Genomic DNA, 17,368 nt, shown 5'->3' with positions numbered 1-17,368 from the left:
CCTCAATCTAGGACTTTGCTAACTTCTCCCGCGGCCGCATATGAGGAAATAACAAGACATCACGGATAGAAGGAGAGTCGGTCAATAACATCACCAGGCGGTCGATACCAATACCCTCTCCCGCCGTGGGCGGCATACCATATTCCAAGGCCTGAATATAATCCATATCAAAATGCATCGCCTCCTGGTCGCCGGCCTCCCGGTCTTGTAATTGGGCCCGGAAACGCTCGGCCTGGTCTTCGGCATCATTCAACTCAGAAAAGCCATTGGCGATTTCCCACCCGCCAACAAAAAATTCGAATCGATCGGCTACCAAGGGATCCGTTTCATTGCGCCGCGCCAAAGGCGAAACCTCTGTAGGATAAGCAGTGATAAAAGTTGGGTTTTTAAGTCTAGACTCCACGGTCTTCTCAAAGATCTCAAGCTGTATCTTGCCCAAGCCATAACTTTCTCGAAGGGGAATGTCAAGATGCTCGGCTATGCGACGGGCCAGGGGAAGGGTTTCCAAATCCGCGGGGGGAATATCGGGATTGAAATAGAGAATGGACTCTTTGAGACTCATCCGGGTAAAAGGGCTGCCAAAATCATAGGTTTCGCCCTGATAGGTAATTTCGGTCGAGCCGAGTACCGTCTGCGCCAAATCCCTCATCATAGCCTCGGTGAGATCCATCAGATCCTCATAGGTGGCATAGGCCTGATAGAACTCCAGCATCGTAAATTCCGGATTATGGCGGGCGGAAAGCCCCTCGTTCCGAAAATTACGATTAATCTCAAACACCTTTTCAAAGCCCCCTACCACGAGGCGCTTAAGATAGAGTTCTGGAGCGATCCGTAAAAACAGCTCCATATCCAGCGTATTGTGATAGGTAATAAAAGGCCGAGCCACAGCGCCACCGGGAATAGCCTGCATCATAGGCGTTTCCACTTCGAGAAACCCCCTATCCCCTAAATAACGCCGAATCCGATCGATAATATAACTACGCCGACGAAAAGTTTCTCGGGTCACCTCATTCATGATGAGATCAAGATAACGCTGTCGATAACGGGTTTCTTGGTCCGCCAAGCCATGAAATTTCTCAGGCAAAGGACGTAAGGATTTGGTTAACAACCGCAACCCATCGACCCGGACGGAAAGCTCACCGCTATTGGTCTTCATGAGCACACCTTCGGCTCCCACAATATCCCCAATATCCCAACGTTTGAATTCCCGATAACCTTCTTCCGGTAGGTGATCGCGACGGATATAAAGCTGAATTCGCCCCGACATGTCCTGAATATGGGCAAAGCTTGCCTTCCCCATAATCCGCTGGGTCATCATGCGGCCAGCCACTTTGACTCGCAAGGGCCGTTTCTCTAGTTCCTCTGCACTTCTATGGTGATATTCCGCCTGCAGTTCACCGGCCATCACATTGCGCCGAAAATTATTGGGAAAGGGATTCTCCCGCGCACGAAGTTCAGCCAATTTTGCCCGCCGCTGGGCAATCAGCTCGCTCTCTTCCTGTTTAACCATCTTGTCTCTGTACAGAATATTTTCTTGTTTCAACTCGGCTCAACACCCTATTTAGACGATTATCTTGACAAGCAACTAGAGCCCACTTTTGAGACTTGCCTCGATAAATAGATCCAAATCCCCATCCAAAACCGCTTGAGTATTCCCCATTTCAACCCCGGTGCGTAGGTCCTTGATTCGGGACTGATCTAATACATAGCTCCGAATCTGGCTACCCCAACCAATATCCGCCTTAGCTTCCTCCGCTGCTTGCTTCTCCGCTTGGCGCTTGCGCATTTCCAACTCATATAGCTTGGCGCGAAGCTGAGCCATCCCATGGGCCTTATTCTGATGCTGGGACCGTTCGCTTTGACACTGAACGACAATATTGGTGGGTAAGTGGGTAATCCTCACCGCCGAGTCAGTCCGGTTAACATGCTGTCCACCGGCACCGGCAGCCCGGTAGGTATCAATGCGCAAATCCGCCGGATTGATCTCAATGTCTATCCTTTCATCCACTTCAGGATAAACAAACACCGAGGCAAACGAAGTGTGCCGGCGATTACCAGAGTCAAAGGGGGATTTGCGCACTAACCGGTGTACCCCGGTTTCGGTTCGCAACCAACCAAAGGCGTATTCTCCCTCAAAACGAATAGTGGCACTTTTGATCCCGGCAACCTCGCCCGCAGAGACTTCGGTAAGCTCAGTTTTAAAGCCATGCTTTTCCCCCCAACGCAGATACATTCTTAGCAGCATATTGGCCCAATCTTGAGCCTCAGTACCTCCGGAGCCGGCTTGAATATCCAGGTAAGCATCGTTAGGGTCCATTTCACCCGCAAACATGCGCTGAAATTCCAACTTTTCCAAACGCTGCTCCATCGTCTCTAGCTCGGCGATTACTTCCTGGGCAGTGTCTTCATCCCCTTCTTCTACCGCAAGTTCAAACAATTCCTTAACCTGGCCAATTTCCTCACCCAGCGCTGCTAAGGGACCCACCACGGCCTGCAACTGCGCACGCTCTTGGCCAAGCCGTTGGGCCCGCTCCGGGTCATTCCAAACGGAAGGGATGGCTAGCTCCCTCTCGACTTCCACTAACCGTTCTTGCTTTGCTGCGAAGTCAAAGATACCCCCTTAGGGCCTCCAAACGCCCTTTGAGGTTACTGGCCCGCTGCATTACAGCACCCTGTTCTATCATGGCTGACACCCTTTAATTACGGATTAAACACAGAAAAGCCGCTCATTATTTTCAAATTATACCTGAAACAGGAAGCTTCGCCCGAATAGGGCTTCTAGCAAGATGAAGTAAGATTTCAGAATGCCTATTTAGGCAAATAGCGCAAGGGATCTACGGGCCGGCCTTGATGGCGAATCTCAAAATGGAGCTTAACTCGGTCAGTCCCGCTACGTCCCATTTCAGCGATCTTCTGCCCACCTTTTACTAACTCACCCTCCTGGCTGATTAATAGTTGATTATGGGCATAGGCGCTAAGGAAATTAGCATCGTGTTTAACGATAATCAGCTTTCCATAACGTGGCAACCCCATTCCGCTATAAACCACCTTGCCATCCGCCGCCGCAACGATAGGCTGGCCTAACTGGCCCCCAATATCCACTCCCTTGCGCCCGGATTCGGTATGGGAAAACTGCCGAATGACTTCCCCCTCAGTAGGCCAATACCAACGAATACCTTGAACTGTCTTCGCGATTCTCTCAGATGTTGATGCCTTCGCCTCAACCAATGGAGGCGAAGCTGCTAATTTAACCTTGGCCTTTTTGTCATCAACTGGCTGTTTCAACTTAGAGGTTGAAACAGCGGATTGACTCTTAGAAGCCCCCCTAGAAGGGGAGGTCAAACGTAATTTCTGTCCCACATAGATAGTGTAGGGGGGACGGATTTTATTCCAATGGGCTAATGTACGGTAGTGCACCCCATATCTCCAGCCAATGGAATACAGCGTATCTCCTTTCCTGACAATATAATAGGATGGACGAGGCCCCAAGTGGGGAACAGCGCCAAGATGATGGACAGGAGCCATTCTCCCATTACTACTACAGGCCGCAAGAAAAATAGTTATTATCAAGGCCAGTAAAAAACGCACAGAAACAGACCCACAGTGGTCAAGGTTTCAAGAACAAAAGCGAAAACCTCTTCTGCAGCACAATAGCGTACTACTTTTTATCTCATTGGCTACAGATTACCTCGACCAAAGCAAATAACCTACAATTGCAATCACCACGGCCACCCAGCCCATAATATCAACATATTTCTGAAGTGCGGCTTCCATCCGGACCCCTCCCCAGCGCATTAAGGCTGCCACTAGAAAAAACCGAGCTCCCCGACCTGCGAGAGAAGCTAAAGTAAAAGGAAGGAGTGGCATAGCCACTACTCCAGCGGCAATCGTGAATACTTTGTAAGGGACAGGAGAAAAACCGGCCAGAAGCACGGCCCATCCCCCCCAATTTTCAAACCATAGGCGAGCCTTCAAATAGGCATCCCAGTAGTCTAATTGATGCAATAAAGGCTCCACTAGGCTAAAAGCTAAGGCCCCAATACCATACCCTAGCACTCCCCCAAGCACCGATGCCACAGTCGTGAGCAGCGCATAACGCCAAGCCCGATTGGGACACGCTAAAGACATAGGTGCCAACATGACATCGGGAGGGACCACGAAAAAGGAAGATTCGGTAAAACTGACTAAAACCAACCAACGAGAGGCATGGCGATGCCGCGACCATCCCATGGCCTTGTCATACAATACAGAAAAAAATCGCATCAAATTTGCTCTCCTACGAGAGGCACAAAACTGACCCGCTCCAAGGTTTCTATTTCGAAATCGTCAGAGGTTCTAGTTACTAATATTAAGGATTGGGCCCCCTGCGCCCCTACCGGAATCACCATTCTTCCCCCTATAGCCAATTGTTTGAGTAATGACTTGGGTACCTCCATAGGCGCAGCGGTCACCAGTATCCCTTGATAAGGCCCACAGGCCGGCCACCCCCAAAAACCATCGGCACATTTAAGTCGGATATTAGTGATCCCAAGACTATTAAAGCGCCTTTGAGCCTGCATCAGTAGAGGCTTGATTCGTTCTACCGTATACACGATCCCCGCTAAGTTTGCTAGCACAGCTGTCTGATAGCCAGAACCCGTACCCACCTCTAATACCTTCTGGAGCGGTCCTCCGGCAAGGAGCGACTCTGTCATACGCGCCACAATATAGGGTTGGGAAAGCGTTTGCCCAAAACCAATCGGGAGGGCTGTATCTTCATAGGCTCGGCTTGAAAGCGCCTCATCAACAAAAATATGGCGAGGCGTCTCTTGTATTGCCTTGAGCACGGCAGGATCCCGGACACCCTCCTCGCGTAACCGCTGGACCAGCCGGTCTCGGCTACGCTGAGAAGTCATCCCGGTACCAAGCAAATTTTTTTTCATGGATTAGGGATTGGGATTCGCCGTAGCCATCCGGCTACCTTGTCTAGGGCTTCATAACGAGTCAGATCCACTTGAATAGGGGTAATGGAAACGGCACCCCGAGCAATGGCATGAAAATCAGTACCCGGTCCCGCATCCTGACTCTCACCTGCCGGCCCTACCCAATAAATAGGGCGCCCCCGGGGGTCGGCATCTTTAATCACTGGCTCAGCCCGGTGCCGATGGCCTAAGCGTGTCGCTTCAAAACCGGTAATTTGCCTTCTAGGCAAGTTGGGCACATTAACATTTAAAATGGTATCGGCAGGTAATGGATCTTCCATGAGCCTTGTGACCAGACGACGTGCCACCCAAGCCGCAGTCTCGAAATGCCCAGGCTCAGCAGCGGCCAAAGATACCGCAATGGCCGGCAACCCCAGGAACCGTCCTTCCATGGCCGCAGCCACTGTGCCCGAATAAATAACATCATCACCGAGGTTAGCGCCCCCATTGACACCTGAAACGACCATGTCAGGCTCTTCTTCTAATAACCCTGTAATCCCGAGATGTACACAATCAGTCGGAGTTCCTTCCACGCGATAAAAACCGTTCTCCCCAAGGGTTGCACGCAGCGGAGCATCTAAGGTGAGGGAATTGCTCGCACCACTCCGATCCCGGTCCGGTGCCACCACGATAACTTCTGCAATTTCGGCTAAACTGTCGGCAAGTACCCGGATTCCAGGAGCTAGGTAACCATCATCATTGCTAACGAGTATCCTCATTTTATTAGGCACATTATGTTTTAGTTGTTAACCACTAAAGCACTCACTGCCAGTCTTTTATAGCATTTCTCGTTTAAATGAGACCTAAGACGCTTGGGGCAGGCGTGACCAGACACGCTGTCAATTCCTTCCTGGAAGTTCGACGTCGGCTTGCCACCCCAGCCTTTCCTGCCGGCAGGCAAGTCCTGCCCGCCCCTTCCTGGGACGGGCGTTCACCGGTCTGCGTGGGTCCACCGGACCCACGGTCCCGGCTTATCTCTGCCGCCGACGCTCTAGTCATGCCGACCCCAAGCTCAATGAAGTTCCATCTAAACGGGAACCGCTATAATCATGGGCGGATGAACCTCACCCAAGATAATACTGGCCCAAACGAAACAGCTGGATTTTATCTCTCCTTAACCAAGGACACCATATCTCCGCGACCAAGCGGTGCGTCGAGAAATGACTTACCCTTGCCCCCTATTCAGCACTAGCAGACATTGAAAATAAGCGAGGCGCCTGCAGGCGCCTCATCGTCAATTTCCCCCTGTTAACCACTTCTAGAGAGGAATACTTTGCCCTGTCTGACCGCCACCGTAACTGCAAAGACGGGGCGCTTGCCCACCTGCAGAGACCTTAATAGCACAGTATTTGAACTCTGGTATTTTAGCCACGGGATCCAGTGCAGGATTGGAAAGCAGGTTGGCGGCTGCCTCATAGTAACAAAAGGCCATGAAGACCGCGTGCCTAGGTACCGCATCATCGGCCCTAGCTTCAAGAGTCACCTGACCCCGCCGGGAGGCAATCGTCACTCGTTCCCCAGGCTTCACCCTTAATTCTTCTAAATCCAGGGGATGAAGAGAGGCTACCGCTTCCGGTTCAATCGCATCAAGCACCGCAGCCCGGCGAGTCATACTCCCCGTATGCCAATGCTCCAACTGCCGCCCGGTAATAAGGACCCAAGGATATTCCTTATCAGGACGCTCATCAGGGGGTAAGATATCGGCAGGCACAAATTTACCCCGTCCACTGGGAGTCGGGAAGTTGTCAATAAAAACCACCGGCTCGCCAGGATCGCCTTCTTGGCGGCAAGGATAGACTACAGCGCTTTCCCTTTCTAGTCGCTCCCAGGTGATGCCTGCAATGCTTGGCATCGCCCGCCGCATTTCTGCAAATACCGCAGCCGGACCTGAATAATTCCACTCAAGCCCTAGACGACGGGCTATCTCTTGGATAATCCAGAGATCCTGACGCGCCTCTCCCGGAGGAGTAATGGCCTGGCGCCCAAGCTGCACCAATCGATCCGTATTGGTAAAAGTTCCCGTCTTTTCTGGATAGGCCGAAGCGGGTAACACCACATCGGCAAGGTAAGCCGTTTCGGTAAGGAAAATATCCTGCACCACCAAGTGCTCCAGCTTAGCCAAGGCTTCTCGGGCATGGTGGGCATCGGGATCGGACATGGCCGGATTCTCACCTTCTATATACATCCCATGGAGTTTTCCTTCTGCAATAGCCTGCATCACTTCCACTACCGTCAGACCTGGCTGAGTATCCAGTGACGAGCCCCAAAGAGCTTCAAACTTAGCCTGGGCCTCGGCGTTATCCACTCGCTGATAATCCGGAAACACCATGGGGATCAAACCCGCATCAGAGGCTCCTTGAACATTGTTTTGACCTCGCAGGGGGTGCAGACCAGTCCCCCGCCGCCCAAAAGGTGCAGCTGCGGGAGTTGGCAGGGGGGATTGGCACGCACTAAGGCCAACTCCCGCTCTAACAATTGCCGACATCCCGCGTACTCATCCCGTAAATAAAGAAAAATTTCATCAATTCCTACCGCCCAAGCCGCAATGAAGGTTCCTTCCAGGAACCGGTGGGGATCTCGCTCCAGATAGTAACGGTCCTTAAAGGTTCCTGGCTCGCCTTCATCAATATTCACCGCCATCAACCGGGGAGCCGGCTGCTGGCGGACGATTCGCCACTTGCGCCCCGCAGGAAAACCGGCTCCGCCTAATCCCCGCAACCCCGACTCCTCCAGCATGGAAATAATGAATTCCGGATCCCGGTGACCGGCCATACAATCTCGCCACAGTTGGTAACCCCCTTGCTGGCAATACTCAGCATAGCTAAGAGAAGGGGACTGATCGGGACTTCGGTCATCGGCTGCTACCGCAGCGGTCACCTTATCGACACTGGCGCGACCGATGGAATGCATGCCGACTACGGCCACAGGCGCTTGATCGCAACGCCCCACACAAGGGACTTTCTGGACCCGCACGCCTTCACCCAAGACTGCTTCCAGTTCGGCAATCAAAGTCTTGGCCCCCCACATTTCACAGGTCACAGAATCGCAAACCCGAACAGTGAGGGGAGGAGGTGGAGATTCATCTTCTTTAGTCACATCAAAATGGTGATAAAAAGTCGCCACTTCATAGACTTGAGTTTGGGAAAGCTTTAATTCACTGGCGAGAGCAGCAATATGAGCTGCAGAGATATGATGATAGGCATCTTGAATTTGATGGAGAAATTCAATTAAAAGATCGGCTTGACGGGGGCTCTCGCCAAGTAAAGCCCTTATTTCCTCAAGCGTTTTAAAATTAACCTGCCGTCCCTTAGGGATAGGCCGTGCTTTACGAAGCGCTCGACCTTTTCTGGGGACGCTTACACTTTTTTTGCTCATGGGCCATGTCCCTTTGGACAGGATAACCTTTGCCCCTTAGACTCACCATTTTAGGGTTATGTTCCTAATACTCGCCTACTCCCGCTTCTTAGTACCTCAGTGAAAGTTTTGCAGTATTCCTGGAGCGAGCCGGTGGCGTGGAGCCAGGGGACAGGGAAATCCCCGCACCGATTCGCCGGGAGCGAATCGGGACATCCGCAGGAGGCCCTTCAGGGGGGCGCGCCAGTGAGGGCGCGCATCAAACCCTTTCTTCAGTGAGGAAAAACGGGTTTGCGGAACACCACCGGCTTGCTTCTAAAACACCTCATATTTTATTTTTTATTCATAGATACTTTAACGCAAGCTTAAAGTTCCCCATGAGCAAGCAGGTGGCCCAAATAGTCTCTAAAAGAGTCCCCTAACTCAGCGTGTTTAAGGCCATATTCCACGGTAGCCTGAAGATAACCTAATTTACTGCCGCAGTCATAACGCTTGCCTTTAAAGCGATAAGCGAACATATATTCCTGGCTCAACAAGGTAGCCAGTGCATCAGTCAATTGAATCTCGCCGCCAACCCCCCGGGGAGTCGCCTCCAATAGGTTGAAGATACGGGGCGTCAAGATATAACGACCCACGACTGCCAGTGAAGAAGGAGCCTCTACCGGCTTAGGTTTTTCCACAATCCCTTCCACCTTGTACTCTCGCCCCTCAGCCAAACCGGGCTGGATAATACCATATTGATCGGTACTTTCCGGATCCACTTCCTCTACCCCTACTAAGCTGCAGCGGTGCTTACTAAATTGCTTTGTCATTTGGGACAGGCACCCTTCCTCTTCCGCATTAATCAAATCATCGGCAAGAATTACTGCAAAGGGTTGTCCATCCACGACTGGCGCCGCACAGAGAACCGCGTGCCCTAACCCTAGGGTTTCCTCTTGACGGATATAGACACAGGTCACACCCTTGGGAACAATGCCCCGTACCAATTCGAGTAGCTTGCTTTTGCCACGCCTTTCCAATTCCACTTCTAGCTCGTAAGCCTTATCGAAATGATCAGGGATTGGCCGCTTATTTCGCCCGGTGACAAAAACCATAACTTTAATACCTGCCTCAATAGCCTCTTCAACTGCATACTGAATCAAAGGCTTATCGACAATGGGCAGCATCTCTTTCGGGCTTGCTTTGGTCGCAGGAAGAAAACGGGTACCTAGACCCGCTACAGGAAATACGGCCTTAGTAATTGGTTGTGTCATCATTGACTCCTGTTGATTGCTATCACCTTGGAATCCGCCGGTTGAAATTCAACTTCTGCTTCTGCGCCCACTTTCGACAATATGCGCCCTAATACTTGCTTCACCTGCAGCTCATCTCCTAACCGCCAAACCCCTTCTAACTCCTCTAACCCCCGCTCCAAACGCTCCCAATCAACCCCCCCATGCTGTGCCAGCAAAATTTTGGGCGTTTCAGTAGGCAAAGGGGCTTCATGATCATAAAATAATTCCTCATGGAGTTTTTCCCCTGGCCGAAGCCCCGTATAAACGATCTCCACCTCCGACTCCTGGCCAGAGAGACGGATCATTTGCTCAGCAAGCTCTGTAATCTTAATGGACTCCCCCATATCCAGGACAAATATCTCCCCCCCTTTGCCAATCACGGCCGCTTGGGTAATCAGATGACAGGCCTCGGGAATGGTCATAAAATAGCGGGTCATGTCAGGGTGAGTCACTGTGACGGGTCCGCCGGCGGCAATTTGGGCTTGAAATAATGGAACCACGCTCCCTGCCGACCCGAGTACATTGCCAAAACGAACCACAATAAATCGGGTGCGACTGTGCCGGTTAAGGTCCTGACAAAGAAGTTCAGCGACCCGTTTGCTTGCCCCCATAACGCTGGTCGGATTAACCGCTTTGTCAGTCGAAATTAAAATAAAAGCTCCACAACCTATTTGCTGTGCTGCCTCCGCCAAGCAACGAGTTCCCAAAATATTGTTTCCCACCGCCTGCCGTGCTTGCCGTTCAAGGAGAGGCACATGCTTATAAGCCGCCGCGTGAAACACTACCTCTGGAAGATGGCGGGTGAGAATTTCCTTCACACTGCTTTTATCGCCGATATCACACAAATAAGTATAGAGATTAAGCGCTAAAAACCCCTGCCGTAATTCCTGCTCAATACGATAGAGTCTATACTCATTGTTATCAATGACAATTAGAGCAGCCGGCCCCAGGCGGGCCAACTGCCGGCAAAGCTCGGAACCAATTGATCCTCCCCCGCCACTGACCAGGAGGGATTTGCCCGCCAGATCTTGGCGAATGCTATCCCAATCTAAAAATATTTCGTCCCGCCCGAGCAAATCATCAATGGCGACTTCACGAAGTTCCTTAATACTTGACCGGCCCGAGACCAAGTCTTGCAAACGGGGTAAAGTGCGGTAGGGGATGCCGGCCTGTTCGCACAGGGAAACAGCACGGCGCATCTGTCGGCTATTGGCGGAAGGCATGGCAATGACGGCCACATCTGCAGCCATTTCACCTACCTTGGCAGGCAACTGCTCCAACACCCCGACCACGGGGATCCGCCGCACCTGCCGTCCGACCAGATCAGGCCGGTCATCCAGAAACGCCACCGGCAAGTAGTTCCCCTCACCTAACATATCGCGGGCCAGCAAGTCACCAGCCCGTCCCGCCCCTAAGATCAGCACTCGTTTTCGACGAGCACCCGCAGCCAGGGTAAGGCGGCGATCTTTCCACATCCGATATGCAAGCCGGGGACCTGCCAGTAGCAGCAGTGAAAAGATAGGATAAAGCAGCAGTACGCTTCGGGGCACCCCGTGCAAACGATTGATAAGAAAAAGTGTGAGCGCAACTAAAAGGGCCCCATAGCCCACTGCGCGAATAATATTAAGTAAATCGGGAATACTGGCAAAACGCCACAAACCTCGATAAAGCCCTGTCCAGATCAAAACTACACTCTGAACCACGACGATCACCGGCAAAGCACTGAGGCAAGATTCCCAATCCACCCCATAGGGTGACAGATTGTAACGGGTAAGATAGCCAAGCACCCAAGCTAAGCAGACCGTCAGGATATCGTGGGCAATTACCACCGTCCGCCGCTTTTGGGCTCTCAAAAAAGGGCCGATTCCGTTCTTTGGCACGGCTTGGTCTTTCACCTCCTTCGTCGCGGCAAATTTACGCCACTGGGACTATTCGCTCCACCTGTTGAAAGCCTCGCGGCAAAGTATGGCCGCGCCGGGCCCGCTCCCCCCGATAGAGCTCCAAATCCTCTGACTTGAGCGTTAGGTGGCGTCGCCCCGCAAAGATTTGCAGTGCTCCCCCCGGCGGCACGACCGCCACAGCACGCACCGCCTCTTGACGCTGGGCAGAACGGGGCGAAGAGATATGAATAAGTTTCACCCCTTTGCCTCGGGTCATAATAGGAAGTTCACTTAGAGGGAACAGTAGCAACCGACCGGTATTGGTCGCAATCGCTATCTGCTCCACTTCTCTATCAGCCACTGGTACTGGGGGAAGAGCCCTCGCCCCTACAGATAAATTCAATACTGCCTTACCGGCTCGATTCTTGGCGTATAAGTGCCTTGCCTGGCAGAGGAAGCCATAACCCGCGTCACTTACCATCAGGTAGAAAATCTCTGGCTCAGCCAGCAATACGGCCACAAATTCTGCCCCCGGAACAACTTGGAGGTGTCCACTCAAGGGTTCCCCCTGTCCTCGGGCCGAAGGCAGACTATAGGCTGGCAAAGTATAGCTACGTCCAGTGGAATCTAAGAATATTGCCGGCTGGTTGCTGCGGCCACGGGCGGAAGCCCGATAACTATCACCCGTACGGTAGCTAAGCGTTGCAGGATCCACGTCATGGCTTTTCGCTGCCCGTACCCAGCCTTTCTCAGACAAAACCACGGTAATGGGCTCCGCCGGCAGTAGGGTTTGCTCGTCTAGCGCGGTTGCTGGCGACCGTTCCACTATTGGTGAACGGCGAGCATCGCCAAATTTCTCAGCATCTGCAACCAATTCCTTACGCAATAAACCTTTGATCTGACGCTCTGAACTGAGGATCTTCTCAAGCCGTTTCCGCTCCGCCGCCAGGGCCTTATCTTCAGCCCGAATCTTAGTCTCCTCCAAGCGCATGAGGTGGCGTAATTTTAGCTCTAAAATAGCCTCAGCTTGACGATCCGAAAGCTCAAATCGTGCCATCAAAACAGGCTTGGGCTCCTCTTCCTTGCGGATAATGGCAATCACTTCATCAATGTTTAAATAGGCAATCAACAGACCCGCTAAAATTTGGAGACGATCCCGCACTTTCTCCAAGCGATACTGGAGGCGGCTACGTATAATCTCGACTCGAAAATGAAGCCACTCCGCCAACAGATCACGAAGGTTTTTTACCTGGGGCCGCCCATCTAGACCGATAACATTGAGGTTGATTCGGTAACTACGTTCTAGATCTGTGGTAGCAAACAGGTGGGACATCACCGTCTCCACCTCCACTCGCCGGGTACGGGGTACTAAAACCAAGCGAGTGGGATTTTCATGATCAGACTCGTCCCGAAGGTCCACCAGCATAGGTAGCTTTTTAGCCTGTATTTGCTGGGCAATTTGCTCCAGAATACGTGCTCCCGAGACCTGATAAGGCAAGGCATTGATAACGATATCACCCTTCTCCAGGGTATAGCAGGCGCGCATCCGCACAGTTCCTTGTCCCGTCTGATAGATCTTGAGTAGCTCCGCCGACGGTGTAATGATTTCAGCTTTGGTGGGATAATCCGGCCCTGGAAGACAATCACAGAGTTCAGCCACGGTCGCCTTGGACCGTTCCAACAATCGCAGACAGGCGGCAACCACTTCCCTCAGGTTGTGGGGCGGAATATCCGTGGCCATCCCCACCGCAATCCCCGTAGCCCCGTTGAGCAGCACATGGGGGACCCGCGCCGGAAGCAGGCTCGCCTCCCGCAAGGTACCATCGAAATTCGGCACCCATTCCACAGTCCCTTGCCCAATTTCCGATAGCAATAGCTCGGCAAAAGGCGCCAAACGGGCCTCAGTGTACCGCATGGCAGCAAAGGATTTGGGATCATCGGGGGATCCCCAATTTCCCTGCCCTTCAATTAAGGGATAACGGTAGGAGAACTGCTGCGCCATGAGCACCATGGCTTCATAGCAAGCACTATCTCCATGGGGATGATATTTTCCAAGGACATCGCCGACAGTGCGGGCCGATTTTTTATATTTGGCGCTGGCCGACAGCCCCAATTCAGACATGGCGTAAATAATACGCCGTTGCACCGGCTTCAACCCGTCCGCCAGGTGGGGAAGCGCCCGGTCCAAAATGACATACATGGAATAATCCAGGTACGCCTTCTCCGCAAAATCCCCCAGGGACCGCTCTTCAATATCGGTATTCGTGGATATGTTCATAGCTCGGCCAAATTACCCTTTTCCTCCAGCCAGCGCCGCCGATCAGCGGCCCGTCGCTTGGATAGAAGCCGATCCAGCAACTGGTCCGTGTCATCATTGGGAGCCACCGTCAAACGCACTAATCGTCGTGTCTCTGGCGCCATGGTCGTCTCCCGTAGTTGCATGGGATTCATCTCCCCCAGACCTTTAAAACGCTGAATATTTATTTTTCCCTTAATCTTTTCCGCGGCAATCCGGTCGAGAAGCCCTTGTTGCTCAGCCTCATCAAGAGCGTAGAAAACATGCTTGCCCACATCGATGCGATAAAGGGGCGGCATGGCCACATAGACATGGCCGGCTTCAACTAAGGGGCGGAAATGGCGTAAAAACAGTCCCGAAATTAAGGTAGCAATATGGGCGCCATCAGAATCAGCATCGGCAAGAATACAGATTTTACCGTAGCGCAAGCCGTCAAGATTAGCAGAGCCTGGGTCCACACCTACCGCAATCGCAATATTGTGCACTTCTTGAGAACCTAACACCTGGGCCGGATCCACCTCCCAAGTATTTAGAATCTTGCCCCGGAGGGGCATGATAGCTTGGAATTCTCGGTCCCGACCCTGCTTGGCACTACCACCGGCCGAGTCTCCTTCCACCAAGAAAAGCTCGGTAAGGTTCACATCCTGACTGGTGCAGTCAGCCAACTTTCCAGGGAGTGCGGGACCCGTCTGGATTCGCTTGCGCACCACCTTTTTAGCATGGCGCAAACGCCGTTGAGCGTTGCCAATCGCCAGCTCCGCAATCGCTTCCCCAGTGACCACATGCTGGTTAAGCCAAAGGCTAAAAGCGTCTTTAACAACACCCGAAACAAAACTCGCACATTCCCGGGAGGATAAGCGTTCTTTTGTCTGCCCTGAAAACTGAGGGTCAAGGAGTTTAACCGAGAGCACGTAGCTCACTCGATCCCAAACATCATCCGGGGCCAACTTGACCCCCCTTGGCAATAGATTCCGAAACTCACAGAACTCCCGAATAGCCTCCAGCAATCCCGCCCGCAAGCCATTGACATGGGTTCCACCCTGGGGCGTCGGAATCAGGTTAACGTAACTCTCTGTTACCATCTCGCCACCTTCTGGCAACCAAGCTAGAGCCCAGCAGACCTCTTCGGTATTGCCCTGCATTTCCCCGGTAAAGGGTTGTTCAGGCAACCGCGGAACCTCACCTAACTCATCCCTGAGATAAGCCAAGAGGCCTTCTTGATAGCACCAATTGACCGTCTCACCTGTGGCAGCATCCTTAAAGATCACATTAAGACCTGGACAGAGTACCGCTTTCGCGCGCAAAACATGCTTAAGCCGTGCTACGGAAAACTTAGGGGTATCGAAAAATACCGGATCCGGCCAAAAATGCAGGAGAGTGCCCCTATTGCGCTTTCCTACCTTATTAACCGCCCTTAAAGCGGAAACTCGCTCGCCGCTGGCAAAAGCCATGTGATATTCGCAGCCATCGCGTCGAATCCAAACCTCTAAGCGGGAAGAAAGGGCATTGACTACTGAAACCCCCACCCCATGCAATCCTCCCGCGAAGCGATAGCTTTTGGAGGAAAATTTACCCCCTGCATGAAGCCGAGTGAGGATCACCTCTACCCCTGGCAACTGTTCTTCTGGATGGAGATCAACCGGCATCCCCCTTCCGTCATCACGCACCGACAAGGAGCCATCGGGATGGAGAACAACTTCGATCTGGGTGGCAAAACCAGCAATGGCCTCATCAACACTATTATCGATAACTTCCTGGGCCAAATGGTTAGGTCGTTGGGTGTCGGTATACATACCCGGCCGCTTACGCACCGGTTCCAAACCAGTGAGTACTTCAATTGCGGCGGCGTTGTAGTTTCCACTCATATTTTTTGCATGCAAGTACCCCTATCCCTAGACGAGAAACGCTAAAGACAGAGGAATCCTAATGGGATACGTTAAGTTGTTTATTAATCTTCATCTACCCTAGAGGGCAGATACTCTCCTCGCTGGCTCAACGCGTCTTATGAGACTCAGTTTCTGTGGGCCAGGGATCACAATCAGCGACTTTGTTACCTTACCTCATTTTGAGTGGCTGTGACGATAGGTAATCACGCGCACCCGTTCTAGGGTTACCAGACCTTCCCCAATCAGGGTATCTAATTCAGGCAGAAACTGAGCAATCCGCTCCGGCTGATCCACGATTTCCACCACCATGGGCAAGTCTTCTGAAAGGCGGAGGATCTTGGCTGTATGAATGCGGCTGTTGGCCCCAAAACCTAAGGTGCCACGAAGGACAGTGGCACCCGCCAGGCCGCGACGGCGAGCTTCTTCTACGATAACTGCCTAACATAGGGCATATTCACTTATATGCCTCCAACTTGACAAGTGTGCCTCTTAGCGTACGATTTTCTTCCCTATTTCCCCTAAGTTACCAAAACAAGAGTTTTGCTCGAGGATTTACCCAATGGTACCATCCATGCAAGCGCTGGGCTAAATTATGATGGGAAATCTCTTTGCTATTGCGTTAGGTGGTTCGATCGGAGCTGTGTCGCGTTACTTGGTTGCTACCGGCATTTACGCTTGGTTAGGCCAAGCCTTTCCCCACGGCACCCTGTTTGTTAACGTGTCCGGCTCGTTTTTAATGGGATTTCTGAACGAGTTCATGCTGCACCGAATTTCGCTGGATGCCGAATACCGGGCGGCGATTCTGGTGGGATTCTTAGGTGCCTATACCACCTTTTCGACCTTTGCCTTGGAAACACTGTACCTGTTTGAAGAAGGTAATCTCTCAAAAGCCGCATTGAATATTTTATTAAGCATCATTTTGTGTCTCGCAGCAGTCTGGATCGGGCTGGTATTGGGGCGGCAGATCTTTGCCGCCGACCTTTACCCGTGGCTAGGGTACGGATTTCCATACGGTGGCTTGGCGCTTGTCCCGCTGGTTGCCTTCGCCTTGGCTACAGTGGCCGGATTCTTCTTTCATTACTTTGATCTGCCTGCTGTAGATCGGGTGCTTATTTTGATCAGTTTGCTCGGTGTCATAACCCTAGCGGCGACCTTGGGACTCACGCTCCTCTTACCCGAAATCCGGCTGGAATTTCAGAGTCTATTAAGCATCTTCGCCGTGAATGCCCTACTCGGTGTCGCGGCGGTTTGGTTGGGCACACTTATGGGAAACTGGTTATGGCGCATCAGCAAGTTACCGTAGCGCGGATTTATCTCCGCGAAGGCGAACACCTTCTGTCCAAGCTCATGAAGTTCCTGCACGACGAGGAAAGAGTGGCTGGTGTCACCGTGCTGCGGGGTATGAGCGGGTTCGGCAAGGATGGAAAAATCCACACCGCCTCTTTGGTTGATCTATCTTTGGATTTGCCCCTCGTGGTGGAATTTTACGACGAACCGGATCGAGTGGACGCCGTGATCCACAAACTGGTACAGCAGATGGATCTAGGCCATATCCTCACCCTGTCCGCAGTTCGCCACCGGAAAGATGAGTGACCTCAATTTCCTCAGTCAGCTTAGTGCCGTTAAACTACCTCTCCCGGGATATTTGCGGTAGGTGTTAGGCACTTTAAGTACCTATGAATAAAATATGAGGTGTTTTAGGAGCGAGCTGGTGGTG

At 52.1% G+C, this 17,368-nt stretch carries 15 protein-coding genes; 2 read left to right on the top strand and 13 right to left on the bottom strand.

All coding sequences use genetic code 11. The features are described 5' to 3' along the window. Positions 1-7: 7 nt before the first annotated feature. The 13 genes from lysS to E3U44_RS09370 all read right to left on the bottom strand — a co-directional run bounded on the left by lysS (position 8) and on the right by E3U44_RS09370 (position 16,083). Positions 8-1,510, bottom strand: a complete 1,503-nt coding sequence (gene lysS, locus E3U44_RS09430) for a lysine--tRNA ligase (RefSeq protein WP_134357896.1) — start codon at positions 1,508-1,510, stop codon at positions 8-10. 75 nt (positions 1,511-1,585) lie between these two features. Further along, a protein-coding gene (gene prfB / locus E3U44_RS09425; protein ID WP_134357895.1) for a peptide chain release factor 2 occupies positions 1,586-2,684 on the bottom strand; the annotation gives its coding sequence in 2 pieces (ribosomal slippage) (positions 1,586-2,608 and positions 2,610-2,684; 1,098 coding nt in all). Positions 2,685-2,808: 124 nt separating this feature from the next. Continuing rightward, a complete protein-coding gene (locus E3U44_RS09420; RefSeq protein ID WP_134357894.1) occupies positions 2,809-3,525 on the bottom strand; it encodes a peptidoglycan DD-metalloendopeptidase family protein in 717 nt (238 codons plus the stop codon). Between the two features lie 159 nt (positions 3,526-3,684). Next, entirely contained in the window at positions 3,685-4,263 is a 579-nt protein-coding gene (locus E3U44_RS09415) for a YqaA family protein (protein ID WP_134357893.1), read from the bottom strand. Beyond that, positions 4,263-4,922, bottom strand: a complete 660-nt coding sequence (locus E3U44_RS09410) for a protein-L-isoaspartate(D-aspartate) O-methyltransferase (protein ID WP_134357892.1) — start codon at positions 4,920-4,922, stop codon at positions 4,263-4,265. The genes E3U44_RS09415 and E3U44_RS09410 overlap by 1 nt, the downstream gene beginning before the upstream one ends. Beyond that, the gene (gene surE, locus E3U44_RS09405) at positions 4,919-5,680 is read right to left on the bottom strand and encodes a 5'/3'-nucleotidase SurE (RefSeq protein WP_134357891.1); all 762 of its coding nucleotides are present in this window, start codon (positions 5,678-5,680) and stop codon (positions 4,919-4,921) included. Before surE ends, E3U44_RS09410 begins: the two co-directional genes overlap by 4 nt. 539 nt (positions 5,681-6,219) lie before the next feature. Further along, positions 6,220-7,290 carry a molybdopterin oxidoreductase family protein gene (locus E3U44_RS09400; RefSeq protein ID WP_338040796.1) on the bottom strand — a complete coding sequence of 357 codons (1,071 nt, stop codon included), beginning with the start codon at positions 7,288-7,290 and terminating at the stop codon, positions 6,220-6,222. 5 nt (positions 7,291-7,295) lie between these two features. After that, the gene (locus E3U44_RS09395) at positions 7,296-8,336 is read right to left on the bottom strand and encodes an NAD(P)H-dependent oxidoreductase subunit E (RefSeq protein WP_240761789.1); all 1,041 of its coding nucleotides are present in this window, start codon (positions 8,334-8,336) and stop codon (positions 7,296-7,298) included. 344 nt (positions 8,337-8,680) lie between these two features. Further along, on the bottom strand, positions 8,681-9,568 hold the full coding sequence (gene galU / locus E3U44_RS09390) for a UTP--glucose-1-phosphate uridylyltransferase GalU (protein ID WP_134359750.1): 888 nt from the start codon (positions 9,566-9,568) through the stop codon (positions 8,681-8,683). Continuing rightward, entirely contained in the window at positions 9,568-11,469 is a 1,902-nt protein-coding gene (locus E3U44_RS09385; protein WP_134357890.1) for a polysaccharide biosynthesis protein, read from the bottom strand. The genes galU and E3U44_RS09385 overlap by 1 nt, the downstream gene beginning before the upstream one ends. A 34-nt stretch (positions 11,470-11,503) precedes the next feature. Further along, a complete protein-coding gene (gene parC / locus E3U44_RS09380; RefSeq protein ID WP_134357889.1) occupies positions 11,504-13,747 on the bottom strand; it encodes a DNA topoisomerase IV subunit A in 2,244 nt (747 codons plus the stop codon). Further along, positions 13,744-15,630, bottom strand: coding sequence for a DNA topoisomerase IV subunit B (parE, locus tag E3U44_RS09375; protein WP_134357888.1), 1,887 nt, complete (start codon positions 15,628-15,630; stop codon positions 13,744-13,746). The genes parC and parE overlap by 4 nt, the downstream gene beginning before the upstream one ends. Positions 15,631-15,825: 195 nt before the next feature. Continuing rightward, complete coding sequence (locus tag E3U44_RS09370) at positions 15,826-16,083, bottom strand: DUF190 domain-containing protein (protein WP_276321986.1); 258 nt, start codon at positions 16,081-16,083, stop codon at positions 15,826-15,828. 160 nt (positions 16,084-16,243) lie between these two features. Here E3U44_RS09370 and crcB point away from each other — a divergent pair, with 160 nt between their 5' ends. Further along, positions 16,244-16,954 (top strand): fluoride efflux transporter CrcB, encoded by a 711-nt coding sequence (crcB, locus tag E3U44_RS09365; RefSeq protein ID WP_240761788.1) that lies wholly within the window; start codon positions 16,244-16,246, stop codon positions 16,952-16,954. Then, positions 16,930-17,244 carry a DUF190 domain-containing protein gene (locus E3U44_RS09360; protein ID WP_134357887.1) on the top strand — a complete coding sequence of 105 codons (315 nt, stop codon included), beginning with the start codon at positions 16,930-16,932 and terminating at the stop codon, positions 17,242-17,244. The genes crcB and E3U44_RS09360 overlap by 25 nt, the downstream gene beginning before the upstream one ends. The last annotated feature ends 124 nt before the right edge of the window (positions 17,245-17,368 follow it).

Origin of the sequence: Nitrosococcus wardiae (assembly GCF_004421105.1) — a bacterium.
Classification (GTDB): Bacteria; Pseudomonadota; Gammaproteobacteria; order Nitrosococcales; family Nitrosococcaceae; genus Nitrosococcus; species Nitrosococcus wardiae.
This window is presented reverse-complemented; position numbering and strand designations above follow the sequence as displayed.